Raw genomic sequence first — 16,607 nt, forward strand, 5'->3', positions numbered from 1 at the left:
AGAAGCAACAGATATGTTAGTAAAATTTTTCCTCACGTGCAATAAAATCGGGGCTTTCACGCTAGGCGGAGGCTACGCCATGATACCGATCATGGAACAGGAATTTGTAGACAAGAACAAGTGGATGGACAAGCAGGAGTTCATGGATATCATGGTAGTGGCTCAGACCACTCCGGGCATCTTCTCCATCGATATGGCGAGTCATATCGGCTATAAGCTGAAGGGAGTCTGGGGAGGCATTGTGGGTGCCATTGGCATAGCCCTGCCTTCTATCATCGCCATTCTCATCATCGCCATGTTCTTCCAGCATTTCAAGGACAATTATTGGGTGGGCAAGTTCTTCATGGGTGTGCGCCCTGCCGTGGTAGCGCTCATTGCTGCGCCTTGCTTCAAGATGGCAAAGACGGCAAACATCAACCGCTACAACATCTGGATTCCCGTTGTCTGCTGTCTGCTGATTGCAGCTTTCGGTATCTCCCCTATCTACATCATCATCGCAGCCGGTGTGCTGGGCTGGCTCTATGGAAAGGTAAAAAAGTAAAAAGGTAAAAAATATAGAGATTATGCTATTTCTAAAGTTATTTCTGATATTTACCAAGATTGGTACATTTAATTTTGGTGGCGGATATGCGATGCTTTCGCTCATCCATAACGAGACGGTAGTGAAGAACCATTGGCTTACCAATGCTGAGTTTACGGATATTGTGGCTATCAGCCAGTCTACACCGGGACCTATCGGCATCAACTGTGCCACCTACGTAGGTTATACCGCCTGCCTTCACGACGGCTATCCTACCTGGGCAGCCTGTCTGGGTTCGGTATTGGCTTCGCTCTCCATCATGTGGCTGCCTTTCATCATCATGATTCTCATCAGCCACTATCTGATTACGCACAAGGATTCTAAAATCGTAAAGGATATCTTTGCGGGACTCCGCCCAGCCATCATCGGACTGATAGCTGCTGCCGCCGTTCTCCTGATGAATAAAGAGAACTTCGGATCACCAACCGACAATCCGTTTGTCTTCGGAGCAAGCATCGTGCTGTTTCTGGCTGCTTTCTACTTCACAAAATTCAGAAAGACCAACCCTATCCTGCTGCTTTTCATCTGCGGTATCATCGGAATGGTTATCTTCTAAACATCGCCCTGCGGTCTGAACCAACGGCCTCCAGCCGATGGGAAAGACAAGGGGCTGATGCCTTCAGATAGGGACAAAAAAAATTGATTGTCTCACGACAACCAATCTTTTATTAACCTTAATAATCTAATACCATGAAAAACACGATGCAAAGGTACAAATAATCTTGTAACCTGCAATAGTTTATAGCAAAAAACTTCAAGAATTTAACTCTCCTTAAAAGTTTTACCATTCCAGTTAAATTTTCTTTGCACTTTTATTGCATTTACAGCCTTCTTATCGTCAGCAGACACGAAAGGTAAAGCCAAGCGCACTACGAGGCTGTTTTCATGTTGCAGGAGCAGAGCACTCACGATTTTGAGTTCAATTTTCCCCTTGAGTTCCTCAAACTTAGCCTCGCTCATCGTATCGGGTTTGGCAATAAGTCCGGAAGCCAGTTGCTGCAAAGATTTTCCATCGAAAATTCTGCTGGCATCCTGCTCTTGCCAATCCTGATTAAAGAGATAGAGTTCGCTCTCCTTCTCTACTCCGTCAAAAGTCTTCACCACGCAAAGCAGCGAATCGCCGTTAGCCGATGGCAGTTTCTTCATCTGCAAAGTAGCGTTCTTACTCGTTCTCAACTGGGCGAAATCAGCAGTCAGCGTATCCATCACACTCGTTTCGCCTAACAGATTCTTCACTTCCGCCTTCACTCCCATCTCCTGCAGCTCAGTAAATTCCAACCGCAGGTTGTGGTTGAGATAAGGCACAACAGAATCGGGCATCGAAACCAGCAAGTCCTTCATCGACTTGGCTTCCATGCCCAAGCTTGCCATCATCAGGCAAGCGCATAATATATATTTTATCTTCTTCATCACTACAATTCCTTAGACCACTTCTTTCCCCAAGGAGTAAAGAGCCATGCAAGAAAGGCCAATGCTACTATTGAACACACGGCAAAAGTTAAAGCTAATGTATTCATTTTTGAAGCCTTTAAATTATTTACTAAATTTCACAAGTATGCTCCACACGCCCTGAAAGGGCAGAAGCTCCTAGCCCAGGGCAACACCCTGGGTATGCGATATAGAGATGGTACTAACGCCCTGTAAGGGCAAAAGCTTCTATACAGCAGCTATATTTTAAAGCTTTTGCCCTTACAGGGCGTAGGGCTAATACAACTATTACCCAGGGCGTTGCCCTGGGTTAGAAGCTTCTGCCCTTTCAGGGCGTGCCGGGAACATTAGTTCAGAACACAAAGGATTCTGCAGCAATACCAACCATTAGAGATCCTCCAAGAATTTCTTACCCCATTTTGTATGAAGCCAAAGTGCCATGGCACCAGCAACGACCGTAATCGTCGCATAAATCATGACTAATCCTTCCATATTTCTCTATTTTCCGACAAAATTACGGAAAATAAATGTAACTTGCAAATGATTTGCTCATTTTCTTTCGAAATTTAACCTAAAAAAGACGAAAAAGAGGAAAGCGCTTCATTACGAAACACTTTCCTCTAATTATCTAATCATTAATCGTACAATCTTCTTTCAGAAGAGATTTATTCCTCTACAGCAGCCTGCGCCGCAGCAATATTATCAGTATGGGAAGCCCTTTCCGTAGGTTACTCTAAACATAGGATAATATTTCCTTCTGTCTATGTAAAGGCTTTACACCTTATTATATTTATATACATATTTATATATATAGTTAATTCATTATCTATTTTTCATGAAATCGTGATGGATGATTACGCATTCTTTTTCTGCAACGGCATAGGCACATCCACATTTGAGTTCTTGCCACCAAGCATTTGGATAGTTTCCTTCAATGCTTGCACCTGTCCCTTTAGAAATATAATCTCCTGGTCTTTTGCATCAGCAAGGCTCTGTTGTCGTTTCTTATATAGGATTGCTGCATCCTCTTCCTGCGCCACGCCTACAGTTTCTTCTTTAGCAACGTAGCCTTCGCCGCCATTCTTCATGTATTTTGTTCCGCCATAGAAGAAATCAATAGTTACACCGAGAGCATCACAAATTTTCTCCAACATGCCAGATTTAACATCCTGCACCTTGAAGGCATTGCTCAAGTTTGGCTGAGTCATATTTAGTTTTTCTGCCAAATCAACGATGCTCACTTTACTTTTTGATAAAGCCTTACGCAACTCCAATCCATTCATATTTATTTATATTATAGTTAATTAATCATAAATTTATCAGCCTTTATTAATAATATTATCAGCTTTTTATTATCTTTGCACTCGAAATAACGAAATAGTAACGTTCTTAAAACGAAATACGTTTGCAAATATACATAAAAAATACAATATGAGCAAGAATAACTTTGAAATTTTAACCGAAGTTTATTCAGGAACCTCAATAGGCGAAAGAATAAAAAAGAGGGAGCAAGTCATCAGCGACTACCTCAACGTGTATGGGCAACTCATCCTGAACAAGGTGCTGAAACCAACCCCTGTGATGGAACACCTTGCCAAGAAATACAACTTTTCTCGCTGTGGTGTCTTGAAGATACTGAAGGAAGCAGGAATATATCATGGGCGTTCAAATCCTGTGGTATATCCAAGTGAGTTGAACAATAAAACAGAAATTTATGGAACAGCGAATCGTGTTTGAGGACAAGAATGTCAGTTACAAGACATTTCTTGAAGACTTAGCTACTTTCCTGGCACCAAAGATTGCGCTCTTGATAAAGAATCCTCCAAAAAAGTATTATAGTGAGCGAGAAAGTATGAGAGTGTTCGGTTCAGGGAATGTGCGCCGTTGGATTAAGGAAGGCAAGCTCAAACCTTTTTCCAAGAGAAAGGGAAAGACAGAATACAAAGTCAGCGACCTTCAGGAGTTACACCGAAGAGAGCAAGACTACTTTTAAAGCAAAGAGCAATGTACAGAATCAAAAGATATTATCAAGTAGCAGAGAAGCAACCTTGGCTTATAGACCTCCTCGTGAAGTTGAAGCCTTCGTACTTTGCCCCTTGCCAAGGCATAGAAGAGTGCAAGCTTGCACTCCACAACCTAGGCGAGGACATAAAAAAGCAAGAGCTAAGTTGGAAAAGAGGAAAATTTCTCCTTTCCTACATACGAGACATAACAGAGAAAGACGATGAAATCATCATCAGCTACAAAGGCGGCAAGCCCTGCGTGTCTTTCAAAATAGAGGAATCAAAAGCTTAAGAATCATGAACATAGTAGACAACAGTTGGATCAAGTTGCCCCGCAACTTTGTGAATTGGAGTTGGTACCATGACGCAAACATGGTGCAACTATACCTGTACCTCCTTCTCAACGCAAACGTTTATGATGTAAAGTACAACGACATCACCATCAAACGTGGCGAATGCCTTGTTTCCCTCAACCATTTATCTAAGGAAACTGGGATTTCATTGCAGAAGCTTCGAACAGGGCTCACAAGACTCCAGCGCACCAAAGAAATCGAATATAAGAAGTTGCAGAATGGAAGAATCATCGTTCTTGTCGATTTCAACAAGTTTCAGCCTATCGGAATAGACGAGGCTGCTCCAGATTGGATAAAGTTATATCGTAAGATTTGCGATTGGGGTTGGTATCATGAGCCAAACATGGTGCATTTGTATGTGTACTTCATGTTGAAAGCAAAATTAGTCATAAACAACGACAGCAGAAGTGAAGCATGGCAGCTCAATTCCACCTTGCGTTTATTGACAAAAGCAACCGGCATTTCCGAGAAGAGCATCAGAACTTGTCTAGCCAGATTACAACGAACTGGCGAAATCTCGTATTTACCAGGGGTGGCACATAAGCAAAGCGTCATAACTCTCTGTAATTATGATAGTTACCAAGCTGCAAAAATTTCAACTAACACAGTGTTAACACAAGAGAGGCACAATAATATAGAATCCGTGTCAGAACATAACAACTCACAAATATCGGCACAAAAAGAACGAGGCATAACTCGCTGTAATTATGATAGTTACCAAGCTACAAAAAATTTAACTAACACGGTACTAACACAGGAGCAACATAGTTCTAACACGGTACTAACACAGGAGCAACATAGTTCTAACACGGCTTTAACAACACTAAAAGAATATAAGAATAAAAGAATAAAAGAAATAAAGAATATCGACGACGACATCGCGCACGTGCGTGAGGGGGATTTCGTCGAAGTTTTAGAAGTGACCGAGGTGGAGAAAGAAAACGAGCAAAAGAAATCAAACAAAGAAAATTTTGCCGACCTCGTGAAGTCAGAAACCACATGGTTGACTGCCATTCAGAAGAAATTCAAGCTCCTCACATCAGAGGCAGTGAAGAACAAAGTTGACGAGTTCGAGATTGAACTAGTCTGCCGTGGCAAGGATAAGCATGAGGATATGAAAGACTTCAAGTGTCATTTCTGCGACTGGCTTGAAAAGAATTTGAGAACTATCAACCAACCTCAGGCTTCCAACCGTTCCCCATCACCAACCTCAGAGCGTTGGAGCGGCGAGAAGTTTGTACCAAAAAGTTCGGAAGGAGGCATCTATGAAGGAAATTTCTAACATGGGGTTCACCCCAGAGCTGTGCTTTGAGCATCTGCGCTATCATTTCGCCCAAGAGGTGAAAAAGAGAGAGAAGTCTTTCGTTGCCGAACCATCCCAGATGGAAAGCATGAAAAAAGTCGCCTCGTGGTTAACAACCGGAAAGGAGCACTGCTGGCTTGTCCTCAACGGCATCACAGGCAACGGAAAGACCACCTGCGTGAAGGGGATGCGAAGCTTCATCAACTGCTGTAAGATTCCCGATCCTAGCAATGGCGAAGGCAGCGTGTTCAGCTCCAAGGCAGGAATCTGGCTAGTCACGGCTAGAGAACTCTACCAGATGTTCGTAAGTAACAAGCCCAAGTTTGAGCGATGCGCCAACACCTACATCCTCGCCATCGACGAGCTAGGAACGGAAGAAACGGACTTCTGCGAGTACGGGAACAGATACAAGCCCATCGAGCAGCTGTTGTCGTATCGCTACGACAAGATGCTCCCGACCATCATCACCACCAACTTGCCGATGGCAGACATACGCCCGAAATATGGTGACAGGCTTGCGGAAAGGCTCAACGAGCTGATGGAAGTGGTACACATGCCAGACATCAACTTCCGCAAGATTCACTAAAAAACGTAAAAAACAACGCTCAGGACGACTTTTCCGAGGCAAGCAATAAATTCCTCACAGAAACAAACAAAACGTCTCAAATCGCAAATAAAGCGGCAAAAATTAGGTTTTACATGGAAGAATACAAAACAATTTTGGAGAAAACAGATGGAGGACTGGATATTTTCAGCTATTATCTGGGTAAGGAGTGCTTGAAGAAAAAGTTCAAGAGCCCCTTCAGAAGTGGCGACAACCGTCCGTCCTGCCATCTGTATCTCAACGAGCCTCCAGGAGAGCAAGCCTACTACTATCTCCAGGACTTTGGCGACAGCAGATGTAGCGGCAACGCCTTTGCAATCGCTGCAAGGGTGCTGAACATGAGCATCCGCAATGATTTCAAGGCCGTATTGGAGAGAATCGACCAGGATCTGTGCCTGGGAGTCTTTGAGGAGAACAAGGGAAAGTATTCCTCAAAGCCCCAGTTCAACAGAGCTGCCATCAAGCAAGAAATCAGCAAGAACAAGACATCAAGTATCAAGACTTTCATGCCTGTCATACAAGAATTTATGTCTTGGGAACTAGAGTATTGGAACAAGTATGGAATCGATGTCAACACCCTACGTCGCTATCATGTTCACAGCCTAAGAAGCGTGACTTTCTATAAAGCCGACGGCAAGAGTTTCAACATATTTGGTTCCAAGGCCATCCCAGCCTACGGCTATTTCTTCAACGACATGAAGGGCATCAAAGTATATCGTCCTAAGGCAGAAAACAGATTTCTGTATGGCGGCGACCTGCCAACGCCATATGTGTTTGGATGGGAACAGTTGCAAGAAAACGGCGACATGGTGTTCATCACTGGTGGAGAAAAGGATGTCCTGTCCCTTGCTTCCCATGGCTACAATGCCATAGCATTCAACAGCGAGACGGCAAAGATACCTGCAGACAAAATAAAGCTGCTTTCCCAGAGGTTCAGAAAAATTATATTTCTTTACGATTCTGATACTACAGGCATCAAGGAATCCAAGAGCAGAGTGGAAGAGCACAATGGCAATTACAACGTTTTCAGATTGGAGTTACCTCTCAGCGGAACCAAGCAAGAAAAGGACATTAGCGACTATTTCGCCTTAGGAAGAACGACACAAGACCTACAAAAGTTAATAAACAAGATGTAGGAACATCATGATGATAAAAGTAAATGAGTAAAACGAATAAATATTTAACAATCATGAACAAGCAAAAGAACGGAAAAGCACTGCATTTGGAACACGCAGCAGAAGAAATCTGCTTTGAGTCCTTGACAGTGAAAGATCAAGAAAAACTGCAAGAATTTGGCATAAATCCTTCCTCGATACCAGAAGAAGTATATTCCATCGACTGTAGCAGCCTGAACAGAGTGTGGCACGGAATAGGAATGAGAAACGTACACGGAGGCGTGGAGTTCATCAGCCTGACGGAGATGAAAAGACCAACGACAATTCATCGCAAGGGCATCACATTGCAACCTTCTAAAAAAGGCTCAGTCGCTAGTTGCTGCCTTTTTAGTAATTTCATGGACTATCTGGCCTATCTCTCTTTGTCGAAGGACGGCAAGATTGCACTCCCCAAGGAATGCGATTGCATCATCCTCAACCACCATTTCAACCTCTCTCACTTTCTCGTAGAAAGCGAGGAGTACGAGGAAGTGAACCTGTTCTTGCCCAACAGTTCAGCAGGAAAGGTGCTAACGAGAACCATCATGGACAGAAATCCGGCCGCAGTGGACTGGTCGGGAAGCTACATACACTTTCAGAGCCTTCGCTCATACGCCTATTACAAGTTCATAAAAAACAAAGAGAGCCTATGAAAATAGTGGGAATAGCATTCGGTGTTGCCGTCATTGGCATCATCATCGCCTTCATCTACGAGATCAAGTTCACTTACAGAGATGGGGACTTATGGAAAAAGTAAATGATATTAAACGCAAACCTTATGAGAAATAACGGAATCCTTAACATTGACGTTGCTAGGGCAGATTTGCCCATGCAACCAGAATATTGGATAGAAGAGACTTACGTATCAAGATACGAGAAACTTCTTAGAGTGATAGAAAAGAAGACCTCTTTTCTGCCATATCGCAACACAAAGGTCATCAGGGAAATTTCCTTTGAGGTTCCAGCATCCACCACACTGGAGCAAATAAAGGAAGTAAGTCTGGCATTTGAAAAAAGATTCAAGGTATCATGTTTTCAAATCAGCATAGATCGCTCTGTGCAGGTAGCCCACCTGTTGTTTGCCTGGATAGACATGGAAACAGGCAAGGCCGTCAAGCTCGATGCCAACACCTTGAAGCGTGCCACAGGTATTTTTCTGAGAAGACTTAAGCTTCCTCATCCCAAGGACTATGACAAATGGATAAGATATGTCCTTATCGATGCCTATGAGGAATGTCCAGATGTCTTCAAGCAACAATACAGAGCCATTTGCAAGGAAGACAAAGAGACTGAAAGCAATTGCATTATCAGAGATGCCCTTGCCTATGCCGAACTTATGTGCAAAGGGCAAGCAAAGTAAAATAGCACCGAAATATTTCAAATAGAGTAGATGTAGGGGATTACTCCCCTACATCCTACTCTATTGTTCTATAAAAGCAATCTTTTCCCTTTTATACAGTGAGTAGGCAACACGTCCTACCAAGTCACCCTCATACCTTACCAATTCCTCATAAATGAAGTTATAGTGCTTTGCCATGCTGCCTATTGCTTAGTACACGTTCAAAGATAGCATTAATGCTATTCTCTGTAAATGTTTGACTATAGGTTTTACCTTGGACATGAGTGTCCACGGTAAACCCCATAGGTGAGACATTCTTGTTGTTCTGCCCTATCTTATATTTTCTCATCCTCTCGTTAGCCTTGAGGATTGTCTCTTCTGATACCTTACACATATTTTTTGCCACAAAGGGACTTTATTAAATTTATTCCGCTGCAAAAGTACGATAAATAATTCTAATCTCCAAACTTTTATGAGTTTTAATGGCTTACAAACAAAAAACTCCTGATTCTCTCGAACCAGGAGCGTTGAACCTTATATATAATGATTTTGCAATTTAAACTACAGGATTTGCCATTAAACTATAGTGAATGGTCATGGAGCCAAGCCTTCTGGGAATAGCTTAGTCTATCCCAGTTGGTCTTAGAGCGTCTTCTTTTCTTTTTATTTCCACCACCAACTACCGCTTCCACGGTTTTCTTGCCGAGCCAACCGGCAAATGCCAAAGTTAATAAAGCCTCCATAATCGTAACGTTTTATTTGTTAATACTAAATGTTCCTACAGGGATGGCTGTAGCCGTGATGATTGACATGTAGAAGATGCCATACTCTCCTGGCTCTGCCTCAGATGCTGGAATTTCCAAGAGATAGCTTTGGTTTCCATATTTATGACCTGTGAAAGCTACATATCCTCTCTTCTTGGTTTCTGCGCTGCCTATCAAGGCAGGCTTGAACTCCATCCATTGAATTCTTCTGTCCTTCTTTGATGCTTTGAAACGTACAATGCGGTAAATCTCCATTGGATCGTACTCGTTCTTCTCTCCCTTGATGAGTAAACGGATGCCATTGCTTGCATTCTTTACGGTGTAGGCAGACTTGCCACCTGCGAAAGCAATGTCCATTCCTTCTGCTCCAGCGAGGGTGTTCACAGCATCGGCAGCTTGTCCTACTCCAGCTGCTGTTCCCATCACACGAACACCATTAATTATACCAGAAGCACTTCCAGAAGTACTGGCACCTATCATACCTCCTGCAAACCCCAAGTCTCCGACAGCTCCTGCTATCTTGGCAAATTTGCCGAATTTATTCTGATGCTTGGAAATCATTCCGTCCTCTTTTGGGAGCGCATCAAAAGTAGAATCACTTGTGAGCACGCAATAGCTGTTAATAAACTCAGGCTCTGGAGCCGTTACCTGTTGTGCAAATCCTGTGGAAGTTGCAGCCAACATCATCATTGATGCAAAAATTTTCTTCATATTACTTATGTTTTAAGAACTTTTTCTGATGCAAAGGTACAAAAAAACATTTATATAAGCAAATAATTAAATAAATATTTTGCTATATTAATAAATAATTATATCTTTGCAGTCAAATATCATTATTTAATAATATCTTTATATAAAAATATAACGCAATTATGAAACATTACGCAAAGATTATTTCCTTCGCCAACCACAAAGGTGGCGTTGGTAAGACAACGACAACAGCAAGTATGGGTTCAATCCTCGCCTCCAAGGGTTACAAGGTTCTCTTGGTAGATTTGGATGCCCAGGCAAACCTCACCAGTTCACTCTTGAAGAAAGAGGTCTCCACCACCATCTATGATGGCTTGAAATCCCAGTCCTCCACCTCCCTTTATATATATAAGGTACGTGAGGACATCCGTTTGGACATGATACCAGCCGATTTGAACCTAGCCCAGGCAGACTTGGAGTTGGCAGGAAAGATGGCGAGAGAGAGAATCCTCTCGGAGTTGTTGGAGAACTACAAGAGCGAGTACGACTACATCCTCATCGATTGCCCACCTTCCCTTGGGTTGCTCACCCTGAATGCCCTCACGGCATCCGACTATGTGATTATCCCTTTGGTAGCAGAAGTCTTGCCATTTAACGGATTGAAGATGATCTTCGACTTCATCAACCAAATCAAGAAGTTCCTCAATCCAAAGGTAAACATCTTCGGTATCGCCATTACTCGATGGGAAGGAACGAAGCTCAGCAAGAACATCGAGGAAGGTTTGAGAAAGCAGCTGGACGATTTAGTGTTCACGACAAAGATTCGCAAGAATGTCACCATCGCCCAGGCACCATTGGAGGCAACGAACATCGTTGACTACGACAAGAAAAGCAATGGCGCACAGGACTACATCGCCCTGACCGAGGAGTTTTTGGAGAGAATGGTATTAAACAATGTAACCATCAGCAAGTAGAACGTAAAATTAGCAGTTATGTCAAAGAGCATCAATTCAAACGCAATGGATTCCCTGTTACAAGGGTTGACAGGGAAGACCGAGGAACAAGAAGCTGTTCCTACACAAGAATGTCCTAGCGAGGCTCCTTCACCTACCAGGCGAAAGGAGAAACCACGCTATGAGGTAATCAGCACCATGGTTGATCCAGATGTGATGAGTAAGGTACGAACCATCGCCGACATCGAGGGAGTGGCCATCAAGGAAATCATCGGAGTTGGCCTCGATATGTTTATCCGCAAGTATGAGGAGCTTCATGGAAAGGTGCGTGTGAAAAAGCCCAGAAAAGGGGATATTTCCCAAATCTTCAACTCGTAGGCATCGTTCCCCTTCCTCCCAGTGCGGCAGCAGGTTTAATAATCTATACCTGAAAACACCGAGGGGTGAAAGGGGGCGAGAAGCCCCATTAACAAACGATACCACCATCAAGAACACCTTGACCCACGCAAGCGTATTCTCGGGGATAGGCGGAGCGGAGCTTGCAGCCTCCTGGATGGGATGGAAGAATCTCTTCCATTGCGAGATACAGCAGTTTCCAAGGCAAGTTCTTGACTATTGGTTTCCAAATTCAGAAAGTTATGAAGACATCACCAAGACAACCTTCACGAAGTGGAAGGGAAAAGTCGATGTTCTCACAGGCGGATTTCCCTGTCAGCCCTTCAGCTATGCAGGAAGCAGAAAAGGAGCGGAAGATGACCGCTACCTCTGGCCTGAAATGCTACGAGCGATTCGGGAGATACAGCCCACTTGGGTCGTTGCTGAAAACGTTGTTGGCATCACGACGATGGTACAACCCAGCAGTGTCACTGAAATGGGACGTTCAGACTTTCTCTTCGAAGAAAGTGTTGTATGTAGAGAAGAATACAGGTACATCCTCGATGCCATCTGTGAAGACATTGAGCGAGAAGGATATGAAGTCCAACCGCTTGTTATTCCAGCTTGTGCCACAGGAGCGCCCCATAGAAGAAACAGGATATGGATTGTTGCCCACCGTACAGACACAGGGCTTGAAACGTTGCAACAAGAAGGGCAAGACGGAGTTTCTGCCCCTGCACCTCCTCCCTACGCCTACAGCTGCGGAGGCGACCAAGTACACCACCAAGCTCAATTCCAAGAGCCAGATGGGAATGGGACTGACAGCCCTTGCCATGAACGGCAAGCTGCCATCACCGAAGAAAGTAGCAGAGGAAACCGGGGGTTCACAGGGTTCCCGTCAGTTCAACCCACTATATGCAGAGGAGATGATGGGCTTCCCTTCGATGTGGACGACCTTGCCATTTCTGAAGGAAAATGGAGAAAGGAATCCATAAAGGCATACGGCAATGCCTGGGTTCCGCAAGTGGCTTTGGAGATATTCAAGGCCATAGAAGAGTATAATAACAATTAAAGAACAAGACAGATGAGAAAATTTTTCAAAGACAACATTTGGCTATTTGCCATTGTCGCCGCAATCTTGGTCATACAAGGTATATTGGGCTATTACAGGAAGAACCAAGTTGCCGAAATGAACAGACTTTCCGGGAAAGAGAACGTAAAAGGCCGTGACATATCACGTACCATAGATGAGTTCAAGTATAAGGGAAAGACCTACACCTTTGTCATCTATGAGAGAGGTGTAAACATGGAAGTAAGAGAACTAAAATAAGTTGCACAATGGAAAAAGTTGACATATTTGACCAAGAAATTGGCAGGGCAGCCATAGAATGCAACGGCAACCTTGTAGTGGTTTTCAATGGCAAGAAAGCATTTTGGTTCAAGGAACAAATCGAGAGTTTTGTAAAAGAGCATCCCGAAGCACCTCTTCCACTCTCTGTGTTTTGCGTGGCAGTCTCGAAAGTAGGCGAACCTTGCAAGTACAAGAGCACAGGCAATTCCTTCAGTTTTGTGGCTAGAAGCGTTTCTCGCAGTGAAGCATTGTCGGAATATTAAGCAATACCAGAAATCAAGATGAAAGTCATATTATTACCAAAAAATGTTTGGGGATGCACAGGAATAGATTGTTATAACAATATCCCAGAGTGCTATCCCCACAGAGCATTCTTCATAGAATGCGAAATGTCCATAATTCCTCGAAAAGGAGAATTCATCATGCTCTCCGACTACGAAGACATGATATTCAAGCAGCTTTACTGCCAACTATCCAATTCCGACAGTGACCTGCACTTACTATTGGAAGAGATTCGAAAAGAAGACGTCAGGACACCATCCTACCTAAGGAACGTAAAGGAGCTAGAAGACAAGTCTCTCCTGCATATGGTGGTGTATGGCGACGAGCATGAAGAAATTTTCAACGAAGGATTGACGGATTATCGCTGGCTTGTGGAAGAAGTAACCTATAAGATAGGATATTCTGGTGAGACAGTGTTTGTTACCATATCTCACACATATTAATAACAAAATAGTCTCTGTTTTTAGTGTAAACACTCCAAAAGCAGAGACTATTTCGCTACAGAAAATAGAGAGTCCCTATTGTATTTTACAGAAATCAACAGTAGTGGGGGTGTAATTTAAACTGTGTCAAGGCTTGTTCTTAACTTTCATTCCCACTCCCTGCTGGGGGCATGCCCCCAGCAGGGAAGCCTTTTCGGCTGCAAAGTTACATAATTTTAAATCTATCTCCAAATTTTATTGCCATTTGTTGAGAAATTTGTCCCCAATTTGCCAGTGGCATAGTCCATTTCTTACGGATGTTGCGGTAAGCTAAGTACACAAGCTTCTCCAAAGAATTATCCGTAGGAAAGACCCCTTTAGTCTTTGTGACCTTTCTTACCTGTCTGTGATACCCCTCAACCGTATTGGTCGTATAAATGAGTTTACGGATGGTTGGAGTATATTGGAAATACTCTGTCAGACGTTCCCAATTGTCACGCCATGACTTGATGACAATTGGGTACATCTCTCCCCACTTAGACTCTAACAGGTCTAAATTAGCAGCAGCGGAGTCTTTGTTTACTGCACCATATACTGTTCTTAAATCCTTGATAAACTCCTTTTGATGCTTACTGCCAACATACTTGATAGAATTGCGTATCTGATGGACAATACAGAGCTGCACAGAACTCTCAGGAAATACGCTTTGGATGGCATCCGGGAAGCCTTTGAGACCATCAATACAACAAATCAAGATGTCTCGAACACCACGGTTCTGAAGATCCGTAAGAACTTCTAGCCAGAAGTTAGCTCCTTCACTCTTAGACACATACATACCTAACAGTTCTTTTTGGCCTTCCTTGTTGATACCAAGAATGTTGTAAATGGCTCGTGTGACAGCTCTGCCATTCTCATCCTTTACCTTATAATGGATAGCATCAAGCCAGCAAATGGCATATACAGGATCGAGCATGCGAGACTTCCAGGCGGTGATTTCGGGTAATACACGGTCTGTTATAGAGCTGATTGTATCGGCTGATAGAGTTGTGTTGAACTCACGCTCAAAGTAGCTGCTGATGTCACGTGTGCTGGTGCCCATGGCGTACATCTCAATAATCTGGTCTGCCATGCCATTGGCAAGAATAGTCTCACGCTTCTTTACGGTCTCAGGTTGGAAAGTTCCGTCTCGGTCACGAGGAGTCTCTATAGTGACCTCACCATATTTTGTTTGAACCTTCTTACTCATCTTACCATTACGACGGTTGCCGGAAGAGCGTTCCTCTTCACTTAAATGAGCGTCCATCTCACCTTCGAGAGCTGAGTTGAGAATACGCTCTAACAATGGAGCTAATGCTCCGTCCTTGCCAAATAAGGCTTCACCACTACGCAACTGCTGAGCTGCTTTCTTGTAATCAATTTCTAAGTTGTCCATAATATAAAAACTGTGTTAAACTACTTTTATTGTAGCTTGACACAGTTTAGTTTACACTCTCACAGTAGTATTTCGCTTTTCTGCCTCTTCCCTCATTTTTCTCATTCTGGCAATCACCATTTCATTGTATTAAATATCATTCTTTTCCATTTACTTGTCTTCCAAAGATTTTAAATAAGACACATTTTCCAAGCCATCAACCATCTGCAAAGTCTTCCAAGCATTGCGGCGTTCCTCCGATGAAAGCTCTTTGTCTGTTCCGTCATCATTACCAACATAGATATTATGTTTCAACAAATATGCCAGAAGCAATCTTTTCCTTGTAGCTTTCAGTTCCTTCTTGAAGTTTTCCTTGTGAAAATCGAAGTAAGTAAACAACTCGGCATATTGTGAAGGAGTAAGTTCCAAGGATATATGGCTATTCTTCTCCTTATACCAAATCTCACCGTCGCCCAAGATTTTCTCACTGCACATAAAGAACAGCTCCTTCAGCAAGTGGTCACATCCAACATTGAAGACATATTCTTTCTTTTGTTCGCTCTCATTCAAGATGTCCTCCAAATTAACACCCAGGGTAGAGCAAAGCCTAACCATTGCCTTTCGAGCATTAATGGCTTCTCCCTCTTCCCCTCTCAAAGCGAGTTCGTTCAGTTTCAGAATTTTCTGTTTAAAACTCTCATACTTTTCTTCCATATCATCAAATTTTAAAAATTATATTCCATTCTCAGAGCCTTGTCGAGATCACATGAGTTGACGAGTCTCACCATCCCCTTTTTCTTGGCATAGCTGTAGTTGCCAACAATTCCATGCTTGTTCAGTATCAATTCCACTACCCGAACATCCTCGTTGTTAAGTTCATTGAGCAGACACCCCATCAGAACAAAGTTCCTAGCCTGTGCTTTAGTGACAGGAAAGACTTTTCCCTGAAGCATTTGCTTCTTATAGGGTTTTCCTGCAGGAACAACGTTGGCACTATGGTTCATATACACCATTCGTTGCCAAGAAATCTCATTCATTCTCATATCATCTATATTTTTGAAGTTACAAAGATAAGTGATGGAACTTAAAATGACTGCTATAAAATGATATATCTTTCATTTTTAACATATACCACCACCTTTGCCTAACATAAAAAGAAGCACAGGAGAGGTTATTCACCTCTCCCGAAAGAATCTATGAAGCCTCGTTGATGTCGTAGATGAAGAAGTCGTTCTTAGCGAAGACTCCAATCATTCCCACACCAGCTACCACTGCTCCAGCTATTATCAGCCAGATGGCCAATCCCTCATCAAGGAAGCGCATGTTACCACCCATGAAAGCAAAAGCCATCATTGCCACTCCAAACATTGAGAAGAAAAACAAAGCGTTTTCCACACTCATCTTCTTGAGAAACTTAATAATCTGTTTCATTGTCAATCTCATTTTAACGGTTCAACTTTAAAAATTATACTTTGGATTTCCGGAACCTTCTAGCCTTTTACAGTTATTTGTTTCGTTCGATCCGATATTTTTTTTTATCATACCTCGGCGTGTCCTTCGCCTCCTGTAGCCTTTTTACGTGCAGAAAGGATGGC

At 43.0% G+C, this 16,607-nt stretch carries 24 protein-coding genes; 16 read left to right on the plus strand and 8 right to left on the minus strand.

Annotated features, from left to right (window positions below; genetic code table 11):
* The first annotated feature begins 13 nt into the window (after window positions 1–13).
* Window positions 14–541 (plus strand): chromate transporter, encoded by a 528-nt coding sequence (locus RCO84_RS08045; protein ID WP_287796976.1) that lies wholly within the window; start codon window positions 14–16, stop codon window positions 539–541.
* 22 nt (window positions 542–563) lie between these two features.
* Window positions 564–1,136, plus strand: coding sequence for a chromate transporter (locus RCO84_RS08050; RefSeq protein WP_235304128.1), 573 nt, complete (start codon window positions 564–566; stop codon window positions 1,134–1,136).
* Between the two features lie 206 nt (window positions 1,137–1,342).
* Here RCO84_RS08050 and RCO84_RS08055 read toward each other — a convergent pair whose 3' ends face one another.
* On the minus strand, window positions 1,343–1,990 hold the full coding sequence (locus tag RCO84_RS08055; protein ID WP_317584674.1) for a DUF3256 family protein: 648 nt from the start codon (window positions 1,988–1,990) through the stop codon (window positions 1,343–1,345).
* A gap of 872 nt (window positions 1,991–2,862) precedes the next feature.
* Entirely contained in the window at window positions 2,863–3,291 is a 429-nt protein-coding gene (locus RCO84_RS08060; RefSeq protein WP_153085692.1) for a helix-turn-helix domain-containing protein, read from the minus strand.
* A 148-nt stretch (window positions 3,292–3,439) separates the two neighbouring features.
* Between RCO84_RS08060 and RCO84_RS08065 the strand changes: the two genes are divergently transcribed.
* The 8 genes from RCO84_RS08065 (at window position 3,440) to RCO84_RS08100 (ending at window position 8,785) form a co-directional block, all read left to right on the plus strand.
* Window positions 3,440–3,745 (plus strand): hypothetical protein, encoded by a 306-nt coding sequence (locus RCO84_RS08065; protein ID WP_117586505.1) that lies wholly within the window; start codon window positions 3,440–3,442, stop codon window positions 3,743–3,745.
* The gene (locus RCO84_RS08070; RefSeq protein WP_117586506.1) at window positions 3,723–4,001 is read left to right on the plus strand and encodes a hypothetical protein; all 279 of its coding nucleotides are present in this window, start codon (window positions 3,723–3,725) and stop codon (window positions 3,999–4,001) included. Before RCO84_RS08065 ends, RCO84_RS08070 begins: the two co-directional genes overlap by 23 nt.
* A gap of 11 nt (window positions 4,002–4,012) precedes the next feature.
* A complete protein-coding gene (locus RCO84_RS08075; RefSeq protein ID WP_153085694.1) occupies window positions 4,013–4,303 on the plus strand; it encodes a hypothetical protein in 291 nt (96 codons plus the stop codon).
* A gap of 5 nt (window positions 4,304–4,308) precedes the next feature.
* A complete protein-coding gene (locus RCO84_RS08080) occupies window positions 4,309–5,646 on the plus strand; it encodes a DUF7833 domain-containing protein (protein WP_317584676.1) in 1,338 nt (445 codons plus the stop codon).
* Window positions 5,630–6,253 carry a hypothetical protein gene (locus RCO84_RS08085; protein ID WP_118253402.1) on the plus strand — a complete coding sequence of 208 codons (624 nt, stop codon included), beginning with the start codon at window positions 5,630–5,632 and terminating at the stop codon, window positions 6,251–6,253. Before RCO84_RS08080 ends, RCO84_RS08085 begins: the two co-directional genes overlap by 17 nt.
* 113 nt (window positions 6,254–6,366) lie before the next feature.
* Window positions 6,367–7,407 (plus strand): toprim domain-containing protein, encoded by a 1,041-nt coding sequence (locus tag RCO84_RS08090; RefSeq protein WP_317584678.1) that lies wholly within the window; start codon window positions 6,367–6,369, stop codon window positions 7,405–7,407.
* A gap of 239 nt (window positions 7,408–7,646) precedes the next feature.
* Window positions 7,647–8,078, plus strand: coding sequence for a hypothetical protein (locus RCO84_RS08095; RefSeq protein ID WP_144150493.1), 432 nt, complete (start codon window positions 7,647–7,649; stop codon window positions 8,076–8,078).
* A 125-nt stretch (window positions 8,079–8,203) separates the two neighbouring features.
* The gene (locus tag RCO84_RS08100; protein ID WP_294815638.1) at window positions 8,204–8,785 is read left to right on the plus strand and encodes a hypothetical protein; all 582 of its coding nucleotides are present in this window, start codon (window positions 8,204–8,206) and stop codon (window positions 8,783–8,785) included.
* 560 nt (window positions 8,786–9,345) lie between these two features.
* Here RCO84_RS08100 and RCO84_RS08105 read toward each other — a convergent pair.
* Window positions 9,346–9,507 carry a hypothetical protein gene (locus RCO84_RS08105; RefSeq protein WP_153082140.1) on the minus strand — a complete coding sequence of 54 codons (162 nt, stop codon included), beginning with the start codon at window positions 9,505–9,507 and terminating at the stop codon, window positions 9,346–9,348.
* Between the two features lie 12 nt (window positions 9,508–9,519).
* On the minus strand, window positions 9,520–10,239 hold the full coding sequence (locus tag RCO84_RS08110; protein WP_293487597.1) for a hypothetical protein: 720 nt from the start codon (window positions 10,237–10,239) through the stop codon (window positions 9,520–9,522).
* Window positions 10,240–10,400: 161 nt separating this feature from the next.
* On the opposite strand from RCO84_RS08110, the gene RCO84_RS08115 reads away from it, so the two are divergent.
* From RCO84_RS08115 to RCO84_RS08140, 6 genes are all read left to right on the plus strand, one after another.
* Complete coding sequence (locus tag RCO84_RS08115; RefSeq protein ID WP_119229919.1) at window positions 10,401–11,192, plus strand: ParA family protein; 792 nt, start codon at window positions 10,401–10,403, stop codon at window positions 11,190–11,192.
* A gap of 45 nt (window positions 11,193–11,237) precedes the next feature.
* A complete protein-coding gene (locus tag RCO84_RS08120) occupies window positions 11,238–11,549 on the plus strand; it encodes a hypothetical protein (protein ID WP_144150486.1) in 312 nt (103 codons plus the stop codon).
* 175 nt (window positions 11,550–11,724) lie between these two features.
* Window positions 11,725–12,618, plus strand: a complete 894-nt coding sequence (locus tag RCO84_RS08125; protein WP_233547169.1) for a DNA cytosine methyltransferase — start codon at window positions 11,725–11,727, stop codon at window positions 12,616–12,618.
* A 12-nt stretch (window positions 12,619–12,630) separates the two neighbouring features.
* Window positions 12,631–12,876, plus strand: a complete 246-nt coding sequence (locus RCO84_RS08130; RefSeq protein ID WP_118313382.1) for a hypothetical protein — start codon at window positions 12,631–12,633, stop codon at window positions 12,874–12,876.
* Between the two features lie 8 nt (window positions 12,877–12,884).
* On the plus strand, window positions 12,885–13,160 hold the full coding sequence (locus RCO84_RS08135; protein WP_287824786.1) for a hypothetical protein: 276 nt from the start codon (window positions 12,885–12,887) through the stop codon (window positions 13,158–13,160).
* 18 nt (window positions 13,161–13,178) lie between these two features.
* Window positions 13,179–13,622 (plus strand): hypothetical protein, encoded by a 444-nt coding sequence (locus RCO84_RS08140; RefSeq protein ID WP_217746231.1) that lies wholly within the window; start codon window positions 13,179–13,181, stop codon window positions 13,620–13,622.
* Window positions 13,623–13,827: 205 nt separating this feature from the next.
* Here RCO84_RS08140 and RCO84_RS08145 read toward each other — a convergent pair whose 3' ends face one another.
* The 4 genes from RCO84_RS08145 to RCO84_RS08160 all read right to left on the minus strand — a co-directional run bounded on the left by RCO84_RS08145 (window position 13,828) and on the right by RCO84_RS08160 (window position 16,443).
* A complete protein-coding gene (locus RCO84_RS08145; protein ID WP_317584557.1) occupies window positions 13,828–15,033 on the minus strand; it encodes an IS256 family transposase in 1,206 nt (401 codons plus the stop codon).
* Window positions 15,034–15,183: 150 nt separating this feature from the next.
* Entirely contained in the window at window positions 15,184–15,726 is a 543-nt protein-coding gene (locus RCO84_RS08150; RefSeq protein WP_118313379.1) for a hypothetical protein, read from the minus strand.
* Window positions 15,727–15,737: 11 nt separating this feature from the next.
* Window positions 15,738–16,049 carry a hypothetical protein gene (locus RCO84_RS08155; RefSeq protein WP_147337063.1) on the minus strand — a complete coding sequence of 104 codons (312 nt, stop codon included), beginning with the start codon at window positions 16,047–16,049 and terminating at the stop codon, window positions 15,738–15,740.
* A gap of 157 nt (window positions 16,050–16,206) precedes the next feature.
* Window positions 16,207–16,443 carry a hypothetical protein gene (locus RCO84_RS08160; protein ID WP_118313377.1) on the minus strand — a complete coding sequence of 79 codons (237 nt, stop codon included), beginning with the start codon at window positions 16,441–16,443 and terminating at the stop codon, window positions 16,207–16,209.
* Between the last annotated feature and the right edge of the window lie 164 nt (window positions 16,444–16,607).

It is taken from the genome of Segatella copri, from assembly GCF_949820605.1.
Lineage (GTDB): Bacteria > Bacteroidota > Bacteroidia > Bacteroidales > Bacteroidaceae > Prevotella.

What these genes read in the sequence shown, in the direction of transcription:
- RCO84_RS08135 (WP_287824786.1), top strand. Translation starts at nt 12,885, where the DNA reads ATGGAAAAAGTTGACATATTTGACCAAGAAATTGGCAGGGCAGCCATA.
- RCO84_RS08045 (WP_287796976.1), top strand. Translation starts at nt 14, where the DNA reads ATGTTAGTAAAATTTTTCCTCACGTGCAATAAAATCGGGGCTTTCACG.
- RCO84_RS08155 (WP_147337063.1), bottom strand. Translation starts at nt 16,049, where the DNA reads ATGAATGAGATTTCTTGGCAACGAATGGTGTATATGAACCATAGTGCC.
- RCO84_RS08075 (WP_153085694.1), top strand. Translation starts at nt 4,013, where the DNA reads ATGTACAGAATCAAAAGATATTATCAAGTAGCAGAGAAGCAACCTTGG.
- RCO84_RS08070 (WP_117586506.1), top strand. Translation starts at nt 3,723, where the DNA reads ATGGAACAGCGAATCGTGTTTGAGGACAAGAATGTCAGTTACAAGACA.
- RCO84_RS08110 (WP_293487597.1), bottom strand. Translation starts at nt 10,239, where the DNA reads ATGAAGAAAATTTTTGCATCAATGATGATGTTGGCTGCAACTTCCACA.
- RCO84_RS08085 (WP_118253402.1), top strand. Translation starts at nt 5,630, where the DNA reads ATGAAGGAAATTTCTAACATGGGGTTCACCCCAGAGCTGTGCTTTGAG.
- RCO84_RS08105 (WP_153082140.1), bottom strand. Translation starts at nt 9,507, where the DNA reads ATGGAGGCTTTATTAACTTTGGCATTTGCCGGTTGGCTCGGCAAGAAA.
- RCO84_RS08100 (WP_294815638.1), top strand. Translation starts at nt 8,204, where the DNA reads ATGAGAAATAACGGAATCCTTAACATTGACGTTGCTAGGGCAGATTTG.
- RCO84_RS08060 (WP_153085692.1), bottom strand. Translation starts at nt 3,291, where the DNA reads ATGAATGGATTGGAGTTGCGTAAGGCTTTATCAAAAAGTAAAGTGAGC.
- RCO84_RS08140 (WP_217746231.1), top strand. Translation starts at nt 13,179, where the DNA reads ATGAAAGTCATATTATTACCAAAAAATGTTTGGGGATGCACAGGAATA.
- RCO84_RS08080 (WP_317584676.1), top strand. Translation starts at nt 4,309, where the DNA reads ATGAACATAGTAGACAACAGTTGGATCAAGTTGCCCCGCAACTTTGTG.
- RCO84_RS08160 (WP_118313377.1), bottom strand. Translation starts at nt 16,443, where the DNA reads ATGAAACAGATTATTAAGTTTCTCAAGAAGATGAGTGTGGAAAACGCT.
- RCO84_RS08125 (WP_233547169.1), top strand. Translation starts at nt 11,725, where the DNA reads ATGGGATGGAAGAATCTCTTCCATTGCGAGATACAGCAGTTTCCAAGG.
- RCO84_RS08050 (WP_235304128.1), top strand. Translation starts at nt 564, where the DNA reads ATGCTATTTCTAAAGTTATTTCTGATATTTACCAAGATTGGTACATTT.
- RCO84_RS08090 (WP_317584678.1), top strand. Translation starts at nt 6,367, where the DNA reads ATGGAAGAATACAAAACAATTTTGGAGAAAACAGATGGAGGACTGGAT.
- RCO84_RS08095 (WP_144150493.1), top strand. Translation starts at nt 7,647, where the DNA reads ATGAGAAACGTACACGGAGGCGTGGAGTTCATCAGCCTGACGGAGATG.
- RCO84_RS08120 (WP_144150486.1), top strand. Translation starts at nt 11,238, where the DNA reads ATGGATTCCCTGTTACAAGGGTTGACAGGGAAGACCGAGGAACAAGAA.
- RCO84_RS08150 (WP_118313379.1), bottom strand. Translation starts at nt 15,726, where the DNA reads ATGGAAGAAAAGTATGAGAGTTTTAAACAGAAAATTCTGAAACTGAAC.
- RCO84_RS08145 (WP_317584557.1), bottom strand. Translation starts at nt 15,033, where the DNA reads ATGGACAACTTAGAAATTGATTACAAGAAAGCAGCTCAGCAGTTGCGT.
- RCO84_RS08055 (WP_317584674.1), bottom strand. Translation starts at nt 1,990, where the DNA reads ATGAAGAAGATAAAATATATATTATGCGCTTGCCTGATGATGGCAAGC.
- RCO84_RS08065 (WP_117586505.1), top strand. Translation starts at nt 3,440, where the DNA reads ATGAGCAAGAATAACTTTGAAATTTTAACCGAAGTTTATTCAGGAACC.
- RCO84_RS08115 (WP_119229919.1), top strand. Translation starts at nt 10,401, where the DNA reads ATGAAACATTACGCAAAGATTATTTCCTTCGCCAACCACAAAGGTGGC.
- RCO84_RS08130 (WP_118313382.1), top strand. Translation starts at nt 12,631, where the DNA reads ATGAGAAAATTTTTCAAAGACAACATTTGGCTATTTGCCATTGTCGCC.